This is a genomic window from Streptomyces canus (genome assembly GCF_030816965.1).
GTDB classification, from domain to species: domain Bacteria; phylum Actinomycetota; class Actinomycetes; order Streptomycetales; family Streptomycetaceae; genus Streptomyces; species Streptomyces canus_E.
Genome location: NZ_JAUSYQ010000001.1, coordinates 106,593 through 121,723, shown reverse-complemented (window position 1 = coordinate 121,723; position 15,131 = coordinate 106,593). Strand labels below are relative to the sequence as shown.

The window sequence follows — 15,131 nt, the reverse complement described above, 5'->3', positions numbered from 1 at the left end:
AGTAGAGGCACATCCAATGAGTGAGGAGCTGATCAATGCGCTACATCTCGGCATCAACTCCGCACGACATGGAGATCTTCCTCGCGAAGATGGCTACCGAGTTCGCGACTGTGGGTGCTCGGGTCTACCTGGACCTTTACGTCGACGAACCGCTGACCGACGAGCAGGCAAGGAAGACTTTTGAAAGGATCTCCGAAGCCGCTCGCCAGAGACATGAGAAACCCTCGCGGTGGCGCCTTCTTGGACGGCGTGACCCCCTGATGGGCGTGGAGCTTGCCCTGACGCAGGACGAGAATGTGAAACACTTTTCCCGTCTGGCGCACCGTGTGATAAATGCTGAAGCGTGGCAGGGCGAGCACCAATTGTTCGGCACCATCGAATCCTCCGTACGGGTTTGGGTGGACATGCCAGACGAGGTGATCCAACGAGCCCTTGCAGCAACTGAGGCTGACGGAGCCACCGTGCGGGCAGAGGCGTCACTCTGATCAGCAACCGCGGAGCAGCGAAGGCACACTGCCGATACAGCTGTCACTGCGGTCGTTGAATCTGACCTGGACGCGAAGAGAAACCACAGCTATTTCAACTTCCACGTCAACACGTGCCATGGCGGAGCTGGGGACGGTGCTAGTGGAACGCGCGACATGACCGGAAGACGGAAAAGTCGGCCGCATCACCAAAGGTGAATAAGCGGGCACCTACCTGTTTCTCACTCCTGAAGTCGAAAACGCGTGGGGTTTCTACATCAGCGATGACCCACGATTCAAGGAGCGGGACCAACTCAGGGCAGACGACTTGTTCGCCCCGGACGAGGTCACACCACGCCTCCTAGACGAGATGGGCATCACCTGGGTGGAAGCCTCAGAAGACGAGCAAACAGAGAGGGAAATCTTCGACATTCGCAACGAATGGCGCAAACGGAGATGCGGACAGGAAAGGCGGAAGTCACTGCTCCGCTTCCTCTCCGGCTGCCGCAGCACTTGTCGTCGTAGGGCGAGTACCAGCTGCCGCCGGTGAGCTGGCAGCCTGCGCTCTGCTCGGGGGCGGTGACGGCTTCGGCCAGGAGGACCTCGGCCCGGGTGGAGCAGCCGTCGCGGTCGGCGTCGATCCAGTGCCGGAACGTGGCGCGCTCGTACCCGGTGCGGTCCTCGTCCTGGACGGGGATCGCGGCCAGGGCGTCGCGGACGGGCAGGACGATCGTGTTACCGGATTCGGCGCGCGTACGGGGAGCAGCCGCCTTCTTGCGTGGTGACGCGCCAGGCGACGGGATCCCTGCACGAGCCCCTGACCGGGCCGAACGCGACCGGCGCGCAGGTCTCGCCCGGACCGCGCACAAGACCTTCGTTGCCGCAGCCTCGTCCACCCTGGGCGACGGTCAGATAGGGGACAACGTCGTCGTTCAAGTGCACCACCTCACTGACGGTGGTCATCATCGCGGCGGCCGCCGTGAAGCTCGGGGCCCGAGCGACTGGAGGGCCACGAGCAGCGCTGCTCCCTGCGCCCCCCCCCGGCGTTCAAGCAGGTCGCGAAGGCGAAGTGGCAGCGTACAGAGTGCGAGTTCGGGCCGTGGGCGCGGATCTGCGCAAAGGGCAGGGACGTGAGCGGCAGTGTGTGCAGATGGAAATCCTGTCGTGGGATGCCCTCGATGAGCGGTCCTGACCCGGAGTTGCGGACGAGCTGGCCGACGTCGCCCGCGACCTCCGTGTGTGCCTCCTCTTGATGAGCCTCTCATTTCGCCATCGCGCAGACAGAGAGGGTGCCTCCCGCCAAGGCGACCCAGGCATGCAGAAGTGCCCACAGGACATAGAGGCGAATCTTGAAGAGCCTCTGGTACCTGGGCAGATGCCTCGCGAAGGCGTTTGGCCAGGCCGATTGGACATTCAGCTCAGGATGCAGCGCAGTCAACTGGTCTCTCAACTGCCGAGCCACAGTGTTGTGATACTCGAACCGTTCCCGAAACTTGAGGCACGCCAGCACGCCGTACAGGCCCAAACAGGTCATCGGTACTGAGATCACCAGCGTTGACGTGTCTATGCCTCTTTGCGATACGAGGCCCAGTCCTGCAGCGACAACCAGGATGACGATGTTGGAAAGCGCCGCCCGCTGGTTCTCCGACTGCACGGCCGCCTGCCGCTGATCGCGCCAGATCTCTAGAAGGACATCGCTGGCGTCAGCCATCGGGCCACCCCCCTGACGGACCCACCCCCAGCGGCAAGGCCATCACCATGAGCATGCGGTCAGGTCGTGTCCCTTGTCATGGTGCCGATCAATCGGTCGAGCGGAGGGTTGATCCGCAGCAGGTCTCCGAGCTCACCGCGCGCTGCGAGGCCGACACCCGGGCGCTGATCGACGAGGTCTGCCGGCGCCGCGGCGGCGATGCCGCCTGGGCGGCGGATTGCCGAACAGGTTCCCGGCGAGCGCCGGGCGGCCGCTGTGTGGCGGCTGATGGGGAGTGCAGACGCCGGGGCTGGTGAGCCCTGGCCTGCTGGAGGGACTTCTCGACAGCCCTTGCCCCAGCCCACGAAGCTCCGCACCTCGCAAGCACAGAGTCCCCGTCAGCGAACCGACGAGGACTCATGAACGATCGAGGTTAGTCGCCCTGCGGATCTCAATATTCCGGGTCGGAATTTAAAGTTCCGAAAACGGGAAACTTGTTGAAGCGCGATCTTACGGGAGTGACGTACCGGGGTCGAGCAGGCGGATGGAGGTCCAGAGGACCCAAGAAATTCGCCGTGCATCAGATTTTCTACGTTGCATCACCCCATCGACACCGACCGGTATTAGGTGTAAATGATTAAGCAGCCAACACCATCGGGGAGGATTTCTCATGCACTATGTCTGCTCGTTCGTCCCCGCGCACGTCCTCGACCACATCGCGAGGGTCCATGCGCGGGAAAGCCTCGATCCGACTGACGCCCAACGGTCTGCCGTCGTATCAGAGCAATTCCGCAGGACGCGGATTCAGGCGCCCGTAGTAGCGCCGAACGCGCCGGCTCCCCAAGAACTTGGCGAGGGGCTGGTCCAAGGTATCCAGATCCCCAAGCCGGGGTCGGCCGGCGTCGTCATCTATGACGACCTGAACCAGTGGACGTACAATGTGAAGGCCGTCCGGGGTGAGGGTGACCCGGCCGTGGCAGGGCAGAACGCCAACGACGCGTACGACCACATGCACAAGGTTCTGCAGTACTACCAGGACAACCTCGGACGCGACTCCCTGGACAACTCCGGACTGAACGTGATAGCCAACGTGAATTTCGGCGTCGGCTTCGACAACGCTTTCTTCGATCCGTCCGCACTTCTCATGGTTTTCGGGAACGGCAGCAATGTCGTATTCCGGGACCTGACCGGTGACATCGACGTGGCGGCCCACGAACTCACCCACGGCGTGACTCAATTCACCAGCGCGCTGAACTACACGAACGATCAGAGCGGCGCTCTCAACGAGTCGTTCAGCGACATGATGGCCTCGGCGATCGACGCGTGGGCCAACGGTCGCGACGCGGACAGTCACGACTGGCTCATCGGCGACGACATCATGGCCCCGAAGCTGACTGGCGAGGCTCTGCGCAGCATGGCGGAGCCGGGCACCGCTTACGACAACCCCGTTATGGGGCGTGATCCGCAGCCCCGTGACATGAGCGGCTACTTCCAGCCTGCGGACCCGCACCTGATGTCGGGTATCACCAATCGCTGGTTCTACTTGATCTGCCGTGAAATAGGGATCGCCGAAGGCACCCTGATCATGTATCAGACGCTTCAGAACCTCTGGCCGACGGCCAAGTTCAGTGATGCCGCCGCAGTCGCCGCGTCACAGGCGGCAATACTCGCCACGAACAAGAAGGTGTCCCGCGAGGCGCCTCAGGTGGTACGGGCCGCGGCGCGACAGCAGGGCATCTGGTAGTGGCACGGTGACGCCCATGCTCGCGCAACAGGGAAGGTCCGGCATCGCCCAGGGCATCTGCAGCAGTCACGTATGCCCCTCAGGTCCAAGCGGGCAATGAGGCGCTCTGGCCTCGATCGTTCATGAGGGTCCGTCAGCAAGCTGACGGACCCTCATGAACGATCGAGGCCAGAGGAACAGCAGAATCGACCACATGATCTCGGCCAGGATCGGTAGCGCATGGACGATGAGCGGCATGGAGCTGAGGCCGGGGCGGGACTGTAAGACGTTCGGTGTAACTCCCGATCATGGAAGGTGCATCGATGACCAGTGAGAACGTGTCCGGATCCGAGGCTGTCGAGTCCGTGGAGGCTGTGCAGGCAAAGGCTGTGGACGACCAGTTGATCGACGAGCTGGTGGGCCGAGCCCAGGCCGAGGGTCTGCAGCTGACCGGTGAGGGCGGGCTGCTCCAGCAGCTGACCAAGCGGCTGCTGGAGTCCGCCCTGGAGGGCGAGATCACCGATCACCTCGGCTATGACAAGCACGACCCGGCTGGCAAGAACGGCGGCAATTCCCGCAACGGCAAACGCTCCAAGACCGTCCTGACTGATGTCGGACCGGTGGAGATAGTCGTGCCCCGCGACCGCGACGGCTCCTTCGAACCAAAGATCGTCAAGAAGCGGCAGAAGCGCCTGAGCGGCGTCGACGAGATGGTCATCTCGCTGGCCGCGAAGGGCCTGACCACCGGGGAGGTGCAGGCGCACCTGGCCGAGGTCTATGGCGCCGAGGTCTCCCGGCAGACCATCTCCACCATCACCGACAAGGTGCTGGAGGGCATGGCCGAATGGCAGAGCCGGCCGCTCGACGCCGTCTATCCGGTGGTTTTCATCGATGCCATCCACGTGAAGATCCGCGACGGTGCGGTGGCCAACCGGCCCATCTACGTGGCCCTGGCCGTGACCACCGAGGGCCGGCGGGAGATTTTGGGGCTGTGGGCAGGTGACGGCGGCCAGGGCGCCAAGCACTGGCCGCACATCCTCACCGAGATCAAGAACCGCGGCGTGAGCGATGTGCTGATGCTGGTCTGCGACGGGCTCAAGGGCCTGCCCGAGGCGGTGGAGACGGTCTGGCCGCGGACGATCGTGCAGACCTGCGTCGTGCACCTGCTGCGGAACTCCTTCCGCTATGCCGCCCGTCAGGACTGGGACAAGATCGCCAAGCTTTTGAAGCCCGTCTATACGGCGCCGACCAAGGAGGCCGCCCTGGACAGGTTCGCCGAGTTCGCCGACGCCTGGGGCAGAAAATACCCGGCGATCGTGAAGCTGTGGGAGAACGCCTGGGAGGACTTCACCCCGTTCCTGCGGTTCGACACTGAGATCCGCCGCATCGTCTGCACGACGAACGCGATCGAGTCGGTCAACGCCCGTATCCACCGGGCGGTCAAGGCCCGCGGGCACTTCCCGAACGAGCAGGCCGCGTTGAAGTGCGTCTACATGGCGATCATGTCGCTCGACCCCACGGGCAAGGGCCAGGCCCGTTGGAGCCCGGCTTCCTTGGCGGACTACAACCAGGCCCGCGGCCACATGCTGGCCCGGATGCTCGGCGGATCCGGCGACACCCTCGACAACCTCTTCACCATCACCCAGAACCCCACCAACAGCCCCGACATGCGCGACCACGAACAGGACATCTACAACGCCGTCAAGGACAACGGCGAAGTCATCACCTACAACGTCTACCTCGAATACAGCGACGACCTGCCGGACTCGGTCCCGAAGGACATTCAGCTCGAAGCCCACGGCACCAAAGGCTTCGCCCTGGACCAGCTTCTGGACAATCCCGCCGCACGAGCAGCAACAGCGGCACCGACGAGGACTCCTGTGAGCACCATCGACGACCTCATCCGCCTCTGCCCTCCTCCCGCGGCTCCACCCGCGGTCGACTGGACGGCCGCAGAAAGCACCCTCGGCCGCCCGCTGCCCCGGGACTACAAAGAGCTCGCCGCCGTCTACGGGCCGGGCAGCTTCTGCAACTTCCTGCACATTTACCACCCGTCCGGCAGCCTCACCGGGCCCCTGGCCGCCAGCGTCCAGGAGCAACTCCAGCGCGACCGGGACCAGGGCACCTTCCCCGTGCCCCACGACCCCCGGCACCTCCTCGTCGCGGGAGTCACCGACAACGGGAACTACCTCTTCTGGATCACCGAACCCGAGTCCGAGCCCGATACGTGGCGCATCGCCATCAACGAAGCCCGCGGCCACGACTGGTACACCTTCGACGGCACCCTGACCGACCTCCTCACCGACCTCCTCAGCGGCGAACTCCACATCCCCCTCTTTCCCACGGACGTCCTCCACCAGGGCATCACCTTCACGCCCTCCCGCCGTGACAACGCAGCACCGCTAGCGCCCCCCGCGAGCCGGTCGGTCGACACCAACACCATCCGCGAGTGGGCCCGTGCCAACGGCTACGACGTCCCCGACCGAGGCCGCATCCCCGCAGCAGTCCACGACGCCTGGCAGCAAGCCGCACAAGGAGGGGAGTGAAGCTCGGCCGTTCGGCCACTGAGGATGTCCGGCTGGGTACGCCGCAGGAGTGCAAGCGCATTCGCGCCGGTTCGACGAGCCGGCCAGATATGCGTGACCTCGACTCGCAGGCAGGCGGCCGAACGTCCTGCATTGGGTCTTCGCGCCCGGGAATGGGTTCTGCTAGCGACTCACGGTGGTTGTCGCGGGCAGTGAGAGACGCGTTCAGCACGTCAGAACCGCTGTCCCACGGCCAGCGTCAGGCCATCCCGCAACATGATGTCCACGCAGTGCGAGCAGGTGCCCTGCATGCCGTGTTCACGAATGTCTGTCTCGGCGACCTCGCAGAGCGGGCGGCCAGGGGCAACTCATAGCCAGCACGGCCGGAGACCGGGTCGAGCGAAGCCGCATGCGCATGACAGGAAGCGCCGGGCTTCAGCAGCACGGAGGAGCGCCGCCCGTGGCTCGCGGTGACCGACCACCTCCGGTCAATGTGCCTGCAGACCTGGCGTCAACAGGCGAGATCATGCTCATGTCTCCCCGACGGAAACCCACAAAGAAACGGAACACCCACAGAGGGAGATTTTCATGAACGCCGCACTCGCCCGCCTCACCCAGCTGATCACACCGCCCTCCGAGCCCCGGCGCACGGACTGGGACGCGGTCCAGGAGCAGCTCGGCGTCACCCTCCCCACCGACTACAAAGAACTCATTCGCGCCTACGGCGGCAGCAACTGGGACGACTACCTCTACCTCCTCGAACCGGGCTGCCCCAACGACAACTACGACCTCATCGAGTGGGAAGACCAGCAGACCGAAGCACTTGAAGGGCTCTGGGAGTTCGAGAAGAAGCCCGACGGACTTGCGGACGCTGGCAGCCGGGTCATCCCCTGGGCCACCACCGATAACGGCGAGTGCCTCTACTGGCTCGTCAAACCGGGCCAAAACCCCGAGCAGTGGACGGCCATGGTGAACGAGGCCCGTGGCGACCGCTGGGAGCACTACCCGATGACCTGTACCGAGTTCCTCCTCGCCGCTCTCCCTGGCGACGTGCAATCCGACGTGCTCACCTCCCGTTTCCCGCTCACCATGTACGAATACCGGCAGCTGACAGCTTCCTGCTGAGGTTTTCACTCGCAGCGCGGAGGCCGGTGCCGGGACACGGAAGGTGTTCCGCCGTGGCCGGAGCACTGGAGGGGCGAGCTGGCGGACTGCGTCTGCCAGCTCAAGCGGGTCAGGCGGCCTGGCAGGGCCTGGAGTGAGCCCCGGTCGCCGCCGGCAGCCGCAGTCCTGGACCGTGCCGTCGGCGGCGCGGTGGCGGTCGTAGAAGTCGCTCACCCTGCGTCGCGGTCCCCCGGGTCAGCCGCCGACGTGGATGCCGGGGCGTCGGTCGGGGTCGGGTTCGTTGCTGCGGATGATCTCGCGGGTGACCGGGGCGGTGTCGCCGCGGCCCAGCAGGAAGTAGCGGAACATGTGCATCAGGGGGCTGCCTTCGGCCCACGCGAAGTAGCAGTGCGGCTGCACACCCGTCGCGTTGCGCAGGGCGAGCAGGATCGCGGCGATGGCGTTCGGGGCGGCCGGGGCCGCGGCGCGCAGGATCCGGTATCCGTCGACCTCGACGCCGCGTACGGTGAGGGTTTCGCTGAAGTCGGACGGGTCGATCACGTCGATTTCCACGAACAGCACGTCGGCCGGAGCCGGCACGGGATTGCTGCCGCGCTGTTCGCGCTCCTTGGCGGAGTACTCGGCGCCGTCGCCGGCCTGGCGCCGGTTGGCGATGATGTTGATGGCGTTGTCGTGGGCGAGGGTGTCGGTGATGAACCGGCGGGCGGCCGGGTCGAAGACGATGCGGTCGGCGCGCAGTTCGGTGGTGCGTGAGACCCGGGAGATCAGTGACACGGCGATGATGCCGGCGATGAACATGCCGGAGATGGAGATGCCGTCGGGCTTGTCGACGATGTTGGCGACCAGGGCGTAGAACAGCACCGCGGTGAGCAGCGCGAAGCCCGCGGCGGCCGTGCGTCGGCGGCGGCGTACGACCGAGACGGTGACGGCGAAGGCGCCGGAGACCATCATGGCCAGGATGCCGGTGGCGTAGGCGCCGGCCTGGGCGTCGACGTCGGCGTCGAAGGCGAGGGTGATGAGGACACAGAGGACGGTATAGACGATCACGACGGGGCGTACCGCGCGTCCCCACTCCGGGGCCATGCCGTAGTCGGGCAGGTACCGCGGGACGATGTTGACCAGCCCCGCCATGGCGGACGCGCCCGCGAACCAGAGGATCAGGATGGTGCTGACGTCGTAGACGGTGCCGAACGCCTCCCCGACGTTCTCGTGGGCCAGCCAGGCCAGGGCCCGGCCGTTGGCGCCGCCACCGGGCTCGAACTCCTTGTGCGGAATGAGGACGGTGGTCACGAAGCTCGCGGCCAGCAGGTAGACGCTCATGATGAGCGCGGCGGTGGTCAGCAGCCTGCGGGTGTTGCGGATACGCGAGCGCAGCCGCTGCTCGGGATCGGCGCCTTCGGCGGACACCAGGGGCATCATGCTCACCCCGGTCTCGAAACCGGACAGCCCCAGCACCAGCAGCGGAAACGCCACCAGCGCCGGCTCCACCAGGTCACCGAATCCGCCTCCGCCCGCGCCGAGCGCGTCCGTCCACGCCGAGAACGCCCCCGGCGTGGTGAACACATCCGTCAAACCCACGGCGATGACCACCGCGTTGAGTACGAGGAAGACCGCGACCAGCGGGATGGCCACGCTGACCGCTTCGCTGAACCCGAGCAGGAACACCCCTCCGAGCACCAGCAACAAGGCCACCGTGATGGCGACCTCGTGGCCGTGCAGGGCATGGGGCAGGTAGGGGTTCTCCATCATGTGGACGGAGGCGTCCGCCGCGGACAGCGTGATCGTGATGATCCACGACGTGGCCACGAAGCCGAGCAGGACCAGCACGAACAGCTTGCCCCACCAGAACGGCAGCAGATCCTCCAGCATCGCCACCGACCCGGCTCCGTGCGGGCTCTCCCGGGCCACCCGCCGGTACATCGGCAGCATCCCCACCAGCGTCAGCGCCACGATCAGCAACGTCGCCAACGGCGACACCGCCCCGGCCGCGAGCGCAGCGATCGCCGGTACGTACGCCAAGCTGGAGAAGTAGTCCACCCCCGTCAGGCACATCACCTTCCACCAGGCGTGCGGCTCCGTATGCCCCTCACCCGCCGCCGGCCCGACCGGCTGTACCCGGTGACGCAGCAGCCAGCGTGCCAGGCTGCCGCTCGGCTGCGCCCGGACAGCGGGACTGTCCACCACTTCCGGAACGGCCAGTTCGTTCGCGTCCGACATGATCCCCAACAGCCCTTCCACCCGTACAGCGCACCGGCCACAGCGGTCACCGCACTCACGGCACCGCAACGATCACCGAGTATGCGGGCCTCACGGCGCCGCCGACCCACCGGGTCCACATCCCGTCGACCGCGCAAGCGCTCCCGTTGCCGCCCTGCCCCGCCTCAACACCGTTCAAGCGAGGTGGGATTCGACAGGAGGGGCGCCGGTCCTGAATCTCCAGGGTCAATGTGCTTCCGATAGTCAGGGGGCCCGCATGGATGGCCCGAGAACCAAGGTTGAGCTCTTCGCGGCGATCCGCCGCGACTCCCGTACCGAGAAGCTGTCGATCCACGAACTCTCGCGCCGTTACGGGGTCCACCGGCGTCTGGTACGCGAAGCTCTGACGTCCCCGTGGCCGACGCCGCGCAAGTTGATGCCTCCGCGCCCGTCGGTGATCGACCCCTACAAGCATCTGATCGACGTGATTCTGCGTGCTGATCTGGATGCTCCGCGCAAGCAGCGCCACACCGCGAAGCGGGTCTTCGACCGGCTGGTGGACGAGCACGGCATGGACAACGTCTCCTACGGCCGGGTACGGGACTACATCAGGCGCCGCAAGCCCGAGATCTGGGTCGAGGAGGGCCGCGGACCTCCCAGTGTGTTCATCCCGCAGACGCACCGCCCCGGCGAGGAGGCCGAGGTCGACTTCGGAGGCGTCTACATCACGCTCGATGGCGTGCGCACCTTGTGCTACCTGTTCGTTTTCCGGCTCTCGTTCTCCGGGAAGGCCGTGCACCACGTGTCGGCCTCGCAGGGGCAGGAAGCCTTCTTCGAGGGCCATGTCCACGCCTTCCAGGTGCTGGGCGGCATACCCAGGGGCAAGGTCCGCTATGACAACCTCCCCTCCGCGGTGGCCCGGGTACTCGGCTTCACCCGGGCCCGGGTGGAGACAGACCGCTGGACCGCGTTCCGCTCCTGGGCGGGCCTGGACGCCTTCTACTGCCAGCCGGGCATCGACGGCGCCCATGAGAAGGGCGGCGTCGAGGGCGAAGTCGGCCGGTTCCGCCGCAACCACCTGGTCCCCGTCCGTGATGTCACCACCCTGGCCGAGCTCAACGCCCGGATCGATGAGTGGGACCGGCAGGACGACCAGCGCCGGATCGGCGAGCGCCCGCGCACCGTCGGCGAGTACTTCGCCATCGAAAGACCCCTGCTGCAACCGCTGCCGAGGACCACTTCGAGACCGGGCGGCTCCTGACTCCGAGGGTGGACCGCTACGCGCAGATCACCGTGCGGCAGAACCACTACTCGGTGCCGGTACGGCTGATCGGCCGCCAGGTCCGCGTCCTGCTGCATGCCTCCGAGGTAGTGGTCTACGACGGCCGCGCGGAAATCGCCCGGCACGAGCGCCTCGTCACACGCGGCGGGAGCCGCCTGGACCTGGACCACTACCTGGAAGGGCTGCTGCGCAAGCCGGGCGCACTGCCCGGGGCGACCGCGCTGGACCAGGCCCGCGCGGCGGGCAAGTTCACCCCGGTGCACGACGCCTGGTGGGAGGCCGCTTGCCGGGCCCACGGGGACACGGCCGGCACCCGTGCGCTGATCGAGGTCCTGTTGCTGCACCGGCACATGAGCCACGACCACGTCGTCGCCGGGATCGCCGCCGCACTGCGGGCCGGGGCCCTGACCTCGGATGCAGTGGCTCTGGAAGCCCGTCTGGCCGCCGAACGTGAAACTCCTGCCGAGCCGGGCCCGGACACGGCGCTGGGCCGTATCGCCTCTCCGGTGGTGTCACTGACCGCGCTCAGGCTGGCCGCGCTGCCCCCGGACCCCAGGCCGCTGCCCTCGGTGGCCGCCTACGACCAGCTCCTTCGCCATACCCGGCCGTCGGCCGGGCGTCCCTCCAGTCAAGGGAGTCCTCAGCCATGAACGCCACTCGTCCCCGTGGTCTGACCGAGCCTGCCGCCGACGCGGCCATCGACGCGGCCTGCCGCGACCTGCGCCTGCCCACCATGCGGGGCGCCGCCCGCGACCAGATGACCCACCGCGGGTTCCTGGCCGAGCTGCTGATGGCCGAGTGCGACGACCGCAACCGCCGTCGCTCCGAGCGCCGGATCAAGGCCGCGGGCTTCCCTCGCGAAAAAGCCCTTCGCACGTTCGACTTCGACGCGAACTCCGCCATCGACCCGGCGGCCATCCATACCCTGGCCTCGTGCGACTGGGTTCGCAAAGGGCTGCCGCTGTGTCTGATCGGTGACAGCGGCACTGGCATGTCACACCTGCTGATCGCGCTGGGCACCGAGGCCGCGATGGCCGGCTTCCGGGTCAAGTACGTCTTGGCCACCAAACTCGTCAACGAGCTCGTCGAGGCCGCCGACGAGAAGCTGCTGACCAAGACCATCGCCCATTACGGACGGGTCAATCTTCTCTGCATCGACGAGCTGGGCTATATGGAGCTGGACCGGCGCGGCGCCGAGCTGCTGTTCCAGGTTCTGACCGAGCGCGAGGAGAAGAACAGCATGGCGATCGCCTCCAACGAGTCGTTCTCTTCGTGGACCAAGACGTTCACCGACCCCCGGCTCTGCGCGGCCATCGTGGACGGCCTCACCTTCGGCGGCAACATCATCGAAACCGGCAGCGACTCCTACCGTCTCGCGCACGCCAAGGCCCAGCTGGGCGGCGGCTGACCGATGGCCAACAGAGGGATCACCGGAGCGCGAACGACGCTCGCTGCTGCCACCTTGTTCCGTCGTTGACCATCAGATCGACCGACGACACGCGGGTAGTGACGGGAAGCCGGCTGCGAAGGTCAGCCTCGGCCTCCTCCAGCACGGCATCGTCTTGCCCCTGGGCGATGGTCAGATGCGGGACGACCTCGTCGAACTGCCCGCCGAACGGCGGGGTCTCCGGCCACCGGTCCGCGATCGCCTCGGTGAGCCGGCGGAACGGGATGTCCGGTTCGGGGACGAGATACAAGATCCCCGGGAATCGACCGCAGTGCTCGAACCGGGCCTCGAAGGGCCGGTGACGCCCGATCACTTCTCCGATGGCAGCGCAAGCACCGCTGTCAATGCGGCTCTCGTCGAGGAACGGGAAGAGGACGGTGACATGGGCCGGAACACCCGCACGGGCTGAGGGGTCCAGCCGCTCACGCCACGCTCGAACAGCAGGTTCTGCCTCGGGGACCCTCACGATGAGTCCCGACTGCCCTGCTTGAAACTCACTGGAGTCGTCGCTCGCCATCGCACATATGTATCAGCGAGCCCAGAACGGCAGCGACCCGATTACGAACGCGGGCGGTTGAATTCGCGGTCGACACCAAACGCGACCCTCGCTCCGGTGGGGCCAATCAACTCGTTCACGACGAGCACCCAAGATCGCTTAATCGGGGCCAGCGGACTCGTTCCCCTGGGGCCAATCGACTCGTTCGAAGCCACGCCCACGGTGCGATTCCGCAGCCGGGACAGCGGGTAGGCCAGACGGCGCCCTCCGTACGCCCTCCGGGACTTGCAGTCCGCGCATCTGACCGTCGTCAGATGCTGTCGTCGTCCACCGTGAGGTCGGCCCTCTGGCTCCCTGCTGCGCACGTCGCGGGGAGGGGACCAGTTGTGCACGGCTTAAGGTCCTTACGTGGCACACACCTTCGAAGAACTCGTGGAGAAGCAACGCGCCGCCGACCAGGCGCACGCGGCTGTCCAAACCCTGCGCACCAAAGGCGACCCTCCCGCCTACGAGACCGCGTGGCAGGTATGGCGTGACCTTGCACAAGACGTGCAGAGCGCGGTCACCGTGCATGCGAAAGAGCAGGGCGCGGTGCGGGCCGGCGTGGAGCTTGAGGTGAAGAAGGCGGTCCGCTACATCGAGTAGCGGAGCAGATGGCCTGGGACGTCCCGGACGCCGCCTTCGGCGCCCCGTGGGGCTAGCGCAGTGGGGACACCGACGACCCGGAGGGCGAGGACATCCGCGCGTCCGTCGGCCAGCTCTCCGTCATCGACGGGCTCGCCCTGACGCGCGCCCTCACACCACGAGGCTGACGCCTCGCGCGGCAGCGTCTTCTCGGCCTTTGCGAATGCCGAATCGGGCAGCTCCGCGAACGGCGCCCTCTCCATCCCCTTCCTCGTACGCCGTCCTCGGCGACTGCTCCCTCACGCGAGACGACGCTGACGTTGTTGGGCACCACAGCGTTGGTGGAAGAGTGGCGGTATGTGCGGTCGATACGTTTCCACTCGCAGCCCGCAGGAACTGGCCCCGCTCTTTCAGGTACCCGACGTTCCAGCGAAGGAGACGCTCGCGCCGAACTGGAATGTCGCCCCGACCGACGACGTGTGGGCGGTCCTCGAGCGCGCACCCCGCGGCGAAGAGGACACCGACACCGTCCAGCGGGAGCTGCGGCCGCTGCGCTGGGGCCTGGTGCCGTCGTGGGCGAAGGACGTGAAGGTCGGCGCACGGATGATCAACGCGCGGGTGGAGACGGTGCACGAGAAGCCCGCCTACCGCCGCGCCTTCACCCGGCGCCGCTGCCTGCTGCCCGCCGACGGCTTCTACGAGTGGGAACAGATCAAGGACCCGGCCACCGGCAAGGCCCGCAAACAGCCGTACTTCATCCACCCCGAGGACGAGCAGGTGATGGCACTCGCCGGGCTGTACGAGTACTGGCGCGACCCGGCCGTTAAACAGGACGATGACCCGGCCGCCTGGCTAATGACCTGCACCATCATCACCACCGAGGCCACCGACGCGGCCGGCCGCGTCCATCCCCGCATGCCGCTCGCCCTCACCCGCGACCACTACGACGCCTGGCTCGACCCCCGCCACCAGGACCTCGACGAGCTGCGGGCTCTGCTCGGCCAGCCGGCCGAAGGCCACCTTCATGCCCGGCCCGTGTCCACCGCCGTCAACAACGTCCGCAACAACGGCCCCCAGCTCCTCGACGAGCGGGCTGCGTAAGGCTGTCGGCGATTGCGCCAACTGCGGTAAGAACGAGCGAGGCGGGGGCGGGTATGAGACCGTGGACTCAGGCTGGTTCCGTCACTTTCCCCCGTAGTGACGGAGCCAGCCTCACTGCATCCCGGACAACTCTCCCCTCCGGCCGCCTGGGGGAGTACCTGCCGCAGATCTGCATACAGGCGGATCCGCACGCCGGGATGACCCGGGTCCCGCGTCATACCCTCGGCCGTCGCCGTCCCCCATGTTTGGGCGACGGCGTCCAGATTTCATCGAAGGTGCTATTCAACAGACTGTTCCAGCAGGCCTCGTGCAGAGACCGCGTGGTGCCGTCGTACGGCCGCCTGTACGCGCTGGTCATCCGGGCCGCTGGTCATCGGTGTGCCCTCTCTCCTCGGCAGGGTGAACGTCTCGACGGTGACGCGGGCGTCGTCGTGTATCCGCGCTTGGCCAGCGAGTTG

General features: G+C 66.6%; 11 protein-coding genes and 3 pseudogenes. 9 read left to right on the top strand and 5 right to left on the bottom strand.

The annotated features are described in order from the left end of the window. Nucleotides 1-35 precede the first annotated feature (35 nt). Complete coding sequence (locus tag QF027_RS00610) at nt 36-485, top strand: hypothetical protein (protein WP_307072070.1); 450 nt, start codon at nt 36-38, stop codon at nt 483-485. A 491-nt stretch (nt 486-976) separates the two neighbouring features. On the opposite strand, the pseudogene QF027_RS00605 reads toward QF027_RS00610, so the two are convergent. Continuing rightward, nucleotides 977-1,267, bottom strand: a pseudogene (locus QF027_RS00605) (HNH endonuclease); the annotation flags it as partial. A gap of 458 nt (nt 1,268-1,725) precedes the next feature. Next, nucleotides 1,726-2,175: a hypothetical protein gene (locus QF027_RS00595; protein WP_307072069.1), complete on the bottom strand. Its 450-nt coding sequence runs from the start codon at nt 2,173-2,175 to the stop codon at nt 1,726-1,728. A 649-nt stretch (nt 2,176-2,824) separates the two neighbouring features. Here QF027_RS00595 and QF027_RS00590 point away from each other — a divergent pair. From QF027_RS00590 to QF027_RS00575, 4 genes and pseudogenes are all read left to right on the top strand, one after another. After that, a complete protein-coding gene (locus tag QF027_RS00590) occupies nt 2,825-3,898 on the top strand; it encodes a M4 family metallopeptidase (RefSeq protein WP_307072068.1) in 1,074 nt (357 codons plus the stop codon). Between the two features lie 302 nt (nt 3,899-4,200). Beyond that, a pseudogene (locus QF027_RS00585) lies at nt 4,201-5,421 on the top strand (IS256 family transposase); the annotation flags it as partial. Nucleotides 5,422-5,460: 39 nt separating this feature from the next. Beyond that, complete coding sequence (locus tag QF027_RS00580; RefSeq protein ID WP_307072090.1) at nt 5,461-6,423, top strand: Lsr2 family DNA-binding protein; 963 nt, start codon at nt 5,461-5,463, stop codon at nt 6,421-6,423. A 567-nt stretch (nt 6,424-6,990) separates the two neighbouring features. Next, the gene (locus QF027_RS00575; RefSeq protein WP_307072067.1) at nt 6,991-7,527 is read left to right on the top strand and encodes an SMI1/KNR4 family protein; all 537 of its coding nucleotides are present in this window, start codon (nt 6,991-6,993) and stop codon (nt 7,525-7,527) included. Between the two features lie 234 nt (nt 7,528-7,761). Here QF027_RS00575 and QF027_RS00570 read toward each other — a convergent pair whose 3' ends face one another. Beyond that, complete coding sequence (locus tag QF027_RS00570) at nt 7,762-9,744, bottom strand: amino acid transporter (RefSeq protein ID WP_307072066.1); 1,983 nt, start codon at nt 9,742-9,744, stop codon at nt 7,762-7,764. 256 nt (nt 9,745-10,000) lie between these two features. Here QF027_RS00570 and istA point away from each other — a divergent pair. Beyond that, nucleotides 10,001-11,655: pseudogene (istA, locus tag QF027_RS00565) on the top strand (IS21 family transposase). Beyond that, nucleotides 11,652-12,413, top strand: a complete 762-nt coding sequence (gene istB / locus QF027_RS00560) for an IS21-like element helper ATPase IstB (protein ID WP_307072065.1) — start codon at nt 11,652-11,654, stop codon at nt 12,411-12,413. Before istA ends, istB begins: the two are co-directional and overlap by 4 nt. Nucleotides 12,414-12,432: 19 nt before the next feature. Here istB and QF027_RS00555 read toward each other — a convergent pair whose 3' ends face one another. Next, nucleotides 12,433-12,969 (bottom strand): 2'-5' RNA ligase family protein, encoded by a 537-nt coding sequence (locus QF027_RS00555; protein WP_307072064.1) that lies wholly within the window; start codon nt 12,967-12,969, stop codon nt 12,433-12,435. 387 nt (nt 12,970-13,356) lie between these two features. On the opposite strand from QF027_RS00555, the gene QF027_RS00550 reads away from it, so the two are divergent. Both QF027_RS00550 and QF027_RS00545 read left to right on the top strand, forming a co-directional pair. Further along, nucleotides 13,357-13,593 carry a hypothetical protein gene (locus tag QF027_RS00550; protein ID WP_306971900.1) on the top strand — a complete coding sequence of 79 codons (237 nt, stop codon included), beginning with the start codon at nt 13,357-13,359 and terminating at the stop codon, nt 13,591-13,593. Nucleotides 13,594-13,929: 336 nt separating this feature from the next. Then, complete coding sequence (locus QF027_RS00545) at nt 13,930-14,673, top strand: SOS response-associated peptidase (protein WP_307072063.1); 744 nt, start codon at nt 13,930-13,932, stop codon at nt 14,671-14,673. On the opposite strand, the gene QF027_RS00540 is transcribed toward QF027_RS00545, so the two are convergent. Beyond that, nucleotides 14,595-14,936 (bottom strand): DUF6207 family protein, encoded by a 342-nt coding sequence (locus tag QF027_RS00540; protein WP_306971931.1) that lies wholly within the window; start codon nt 14,934-14,936, stop codon nt 14,595-14,597. The genes QF027_RS00545 and QF027_RS00540 overlap by 79 nt on opposite strands. Nucleotides 14,937-15,131: the final 195 nt, after the last annotated feature.

Coding starts and splice junctions, on each gene's coding strand:
- QF027_RS00610 (WP_307072070.1), top strand. CDS start 36: ATGCGCTACATCTCGGCATCAACTCCGCACGACATGGAGATCTTCCTC.
- QF027_RS00595 (WP_307072069.1), bottom strand. CDS start 2,175: ATGGCTGACGCCAGCGATGTCCTTCTAGAGATCTGGCGCGATCAGCGG.
- QF027_RS00590 (WP_307072068.1), top strand. CDS start 2,825: ATGCACTATGTCTGCTCGTTCGTCCCCGCGCACGTCCTCGACCACATC.
- QF027_RS00580 (WP_307072090.1), top strand. CDS start 5,461: ATGCTGGCCCGGATGCTCGGCGGATCCGGCGACACCCTCGACAACCTC.
- QF027_RS00575 (WP_307072067.1), top strand. CDS start 6,991: ATGAACGCCGCACTCGCCCGCCTCACCCAGCTGATCACACCGCCCTCC.
- QF027_RS00570 (WP_307072066.1), bottom strand. CDS start 9,744: ATGTCGGACGCGAACGAACTGGCCGTTCCGGAAGTGGTGGACAGTCCC.
- istB (WP_307072065.1), top strand. CDS start 11,652: ATGAACGCCACTCGTCCCCGTGGTCTGACCGAGCCTGCCGCCGACGCG.
- QF027_RS00555 (WP_307072064.1), bottom strand. CDS start 12,969: ATGGCGAGCGACGACTCCAGTGAGTTTCAAGCAGGGCAGTCGGGACTC.
- QF027_RS00545 (WP_307072063.1), top strand. CDS start 13,930: ATGTGCGGTCGATACGTTTCCACTCGCAGCCCGCAGGAACTGGCCCCG.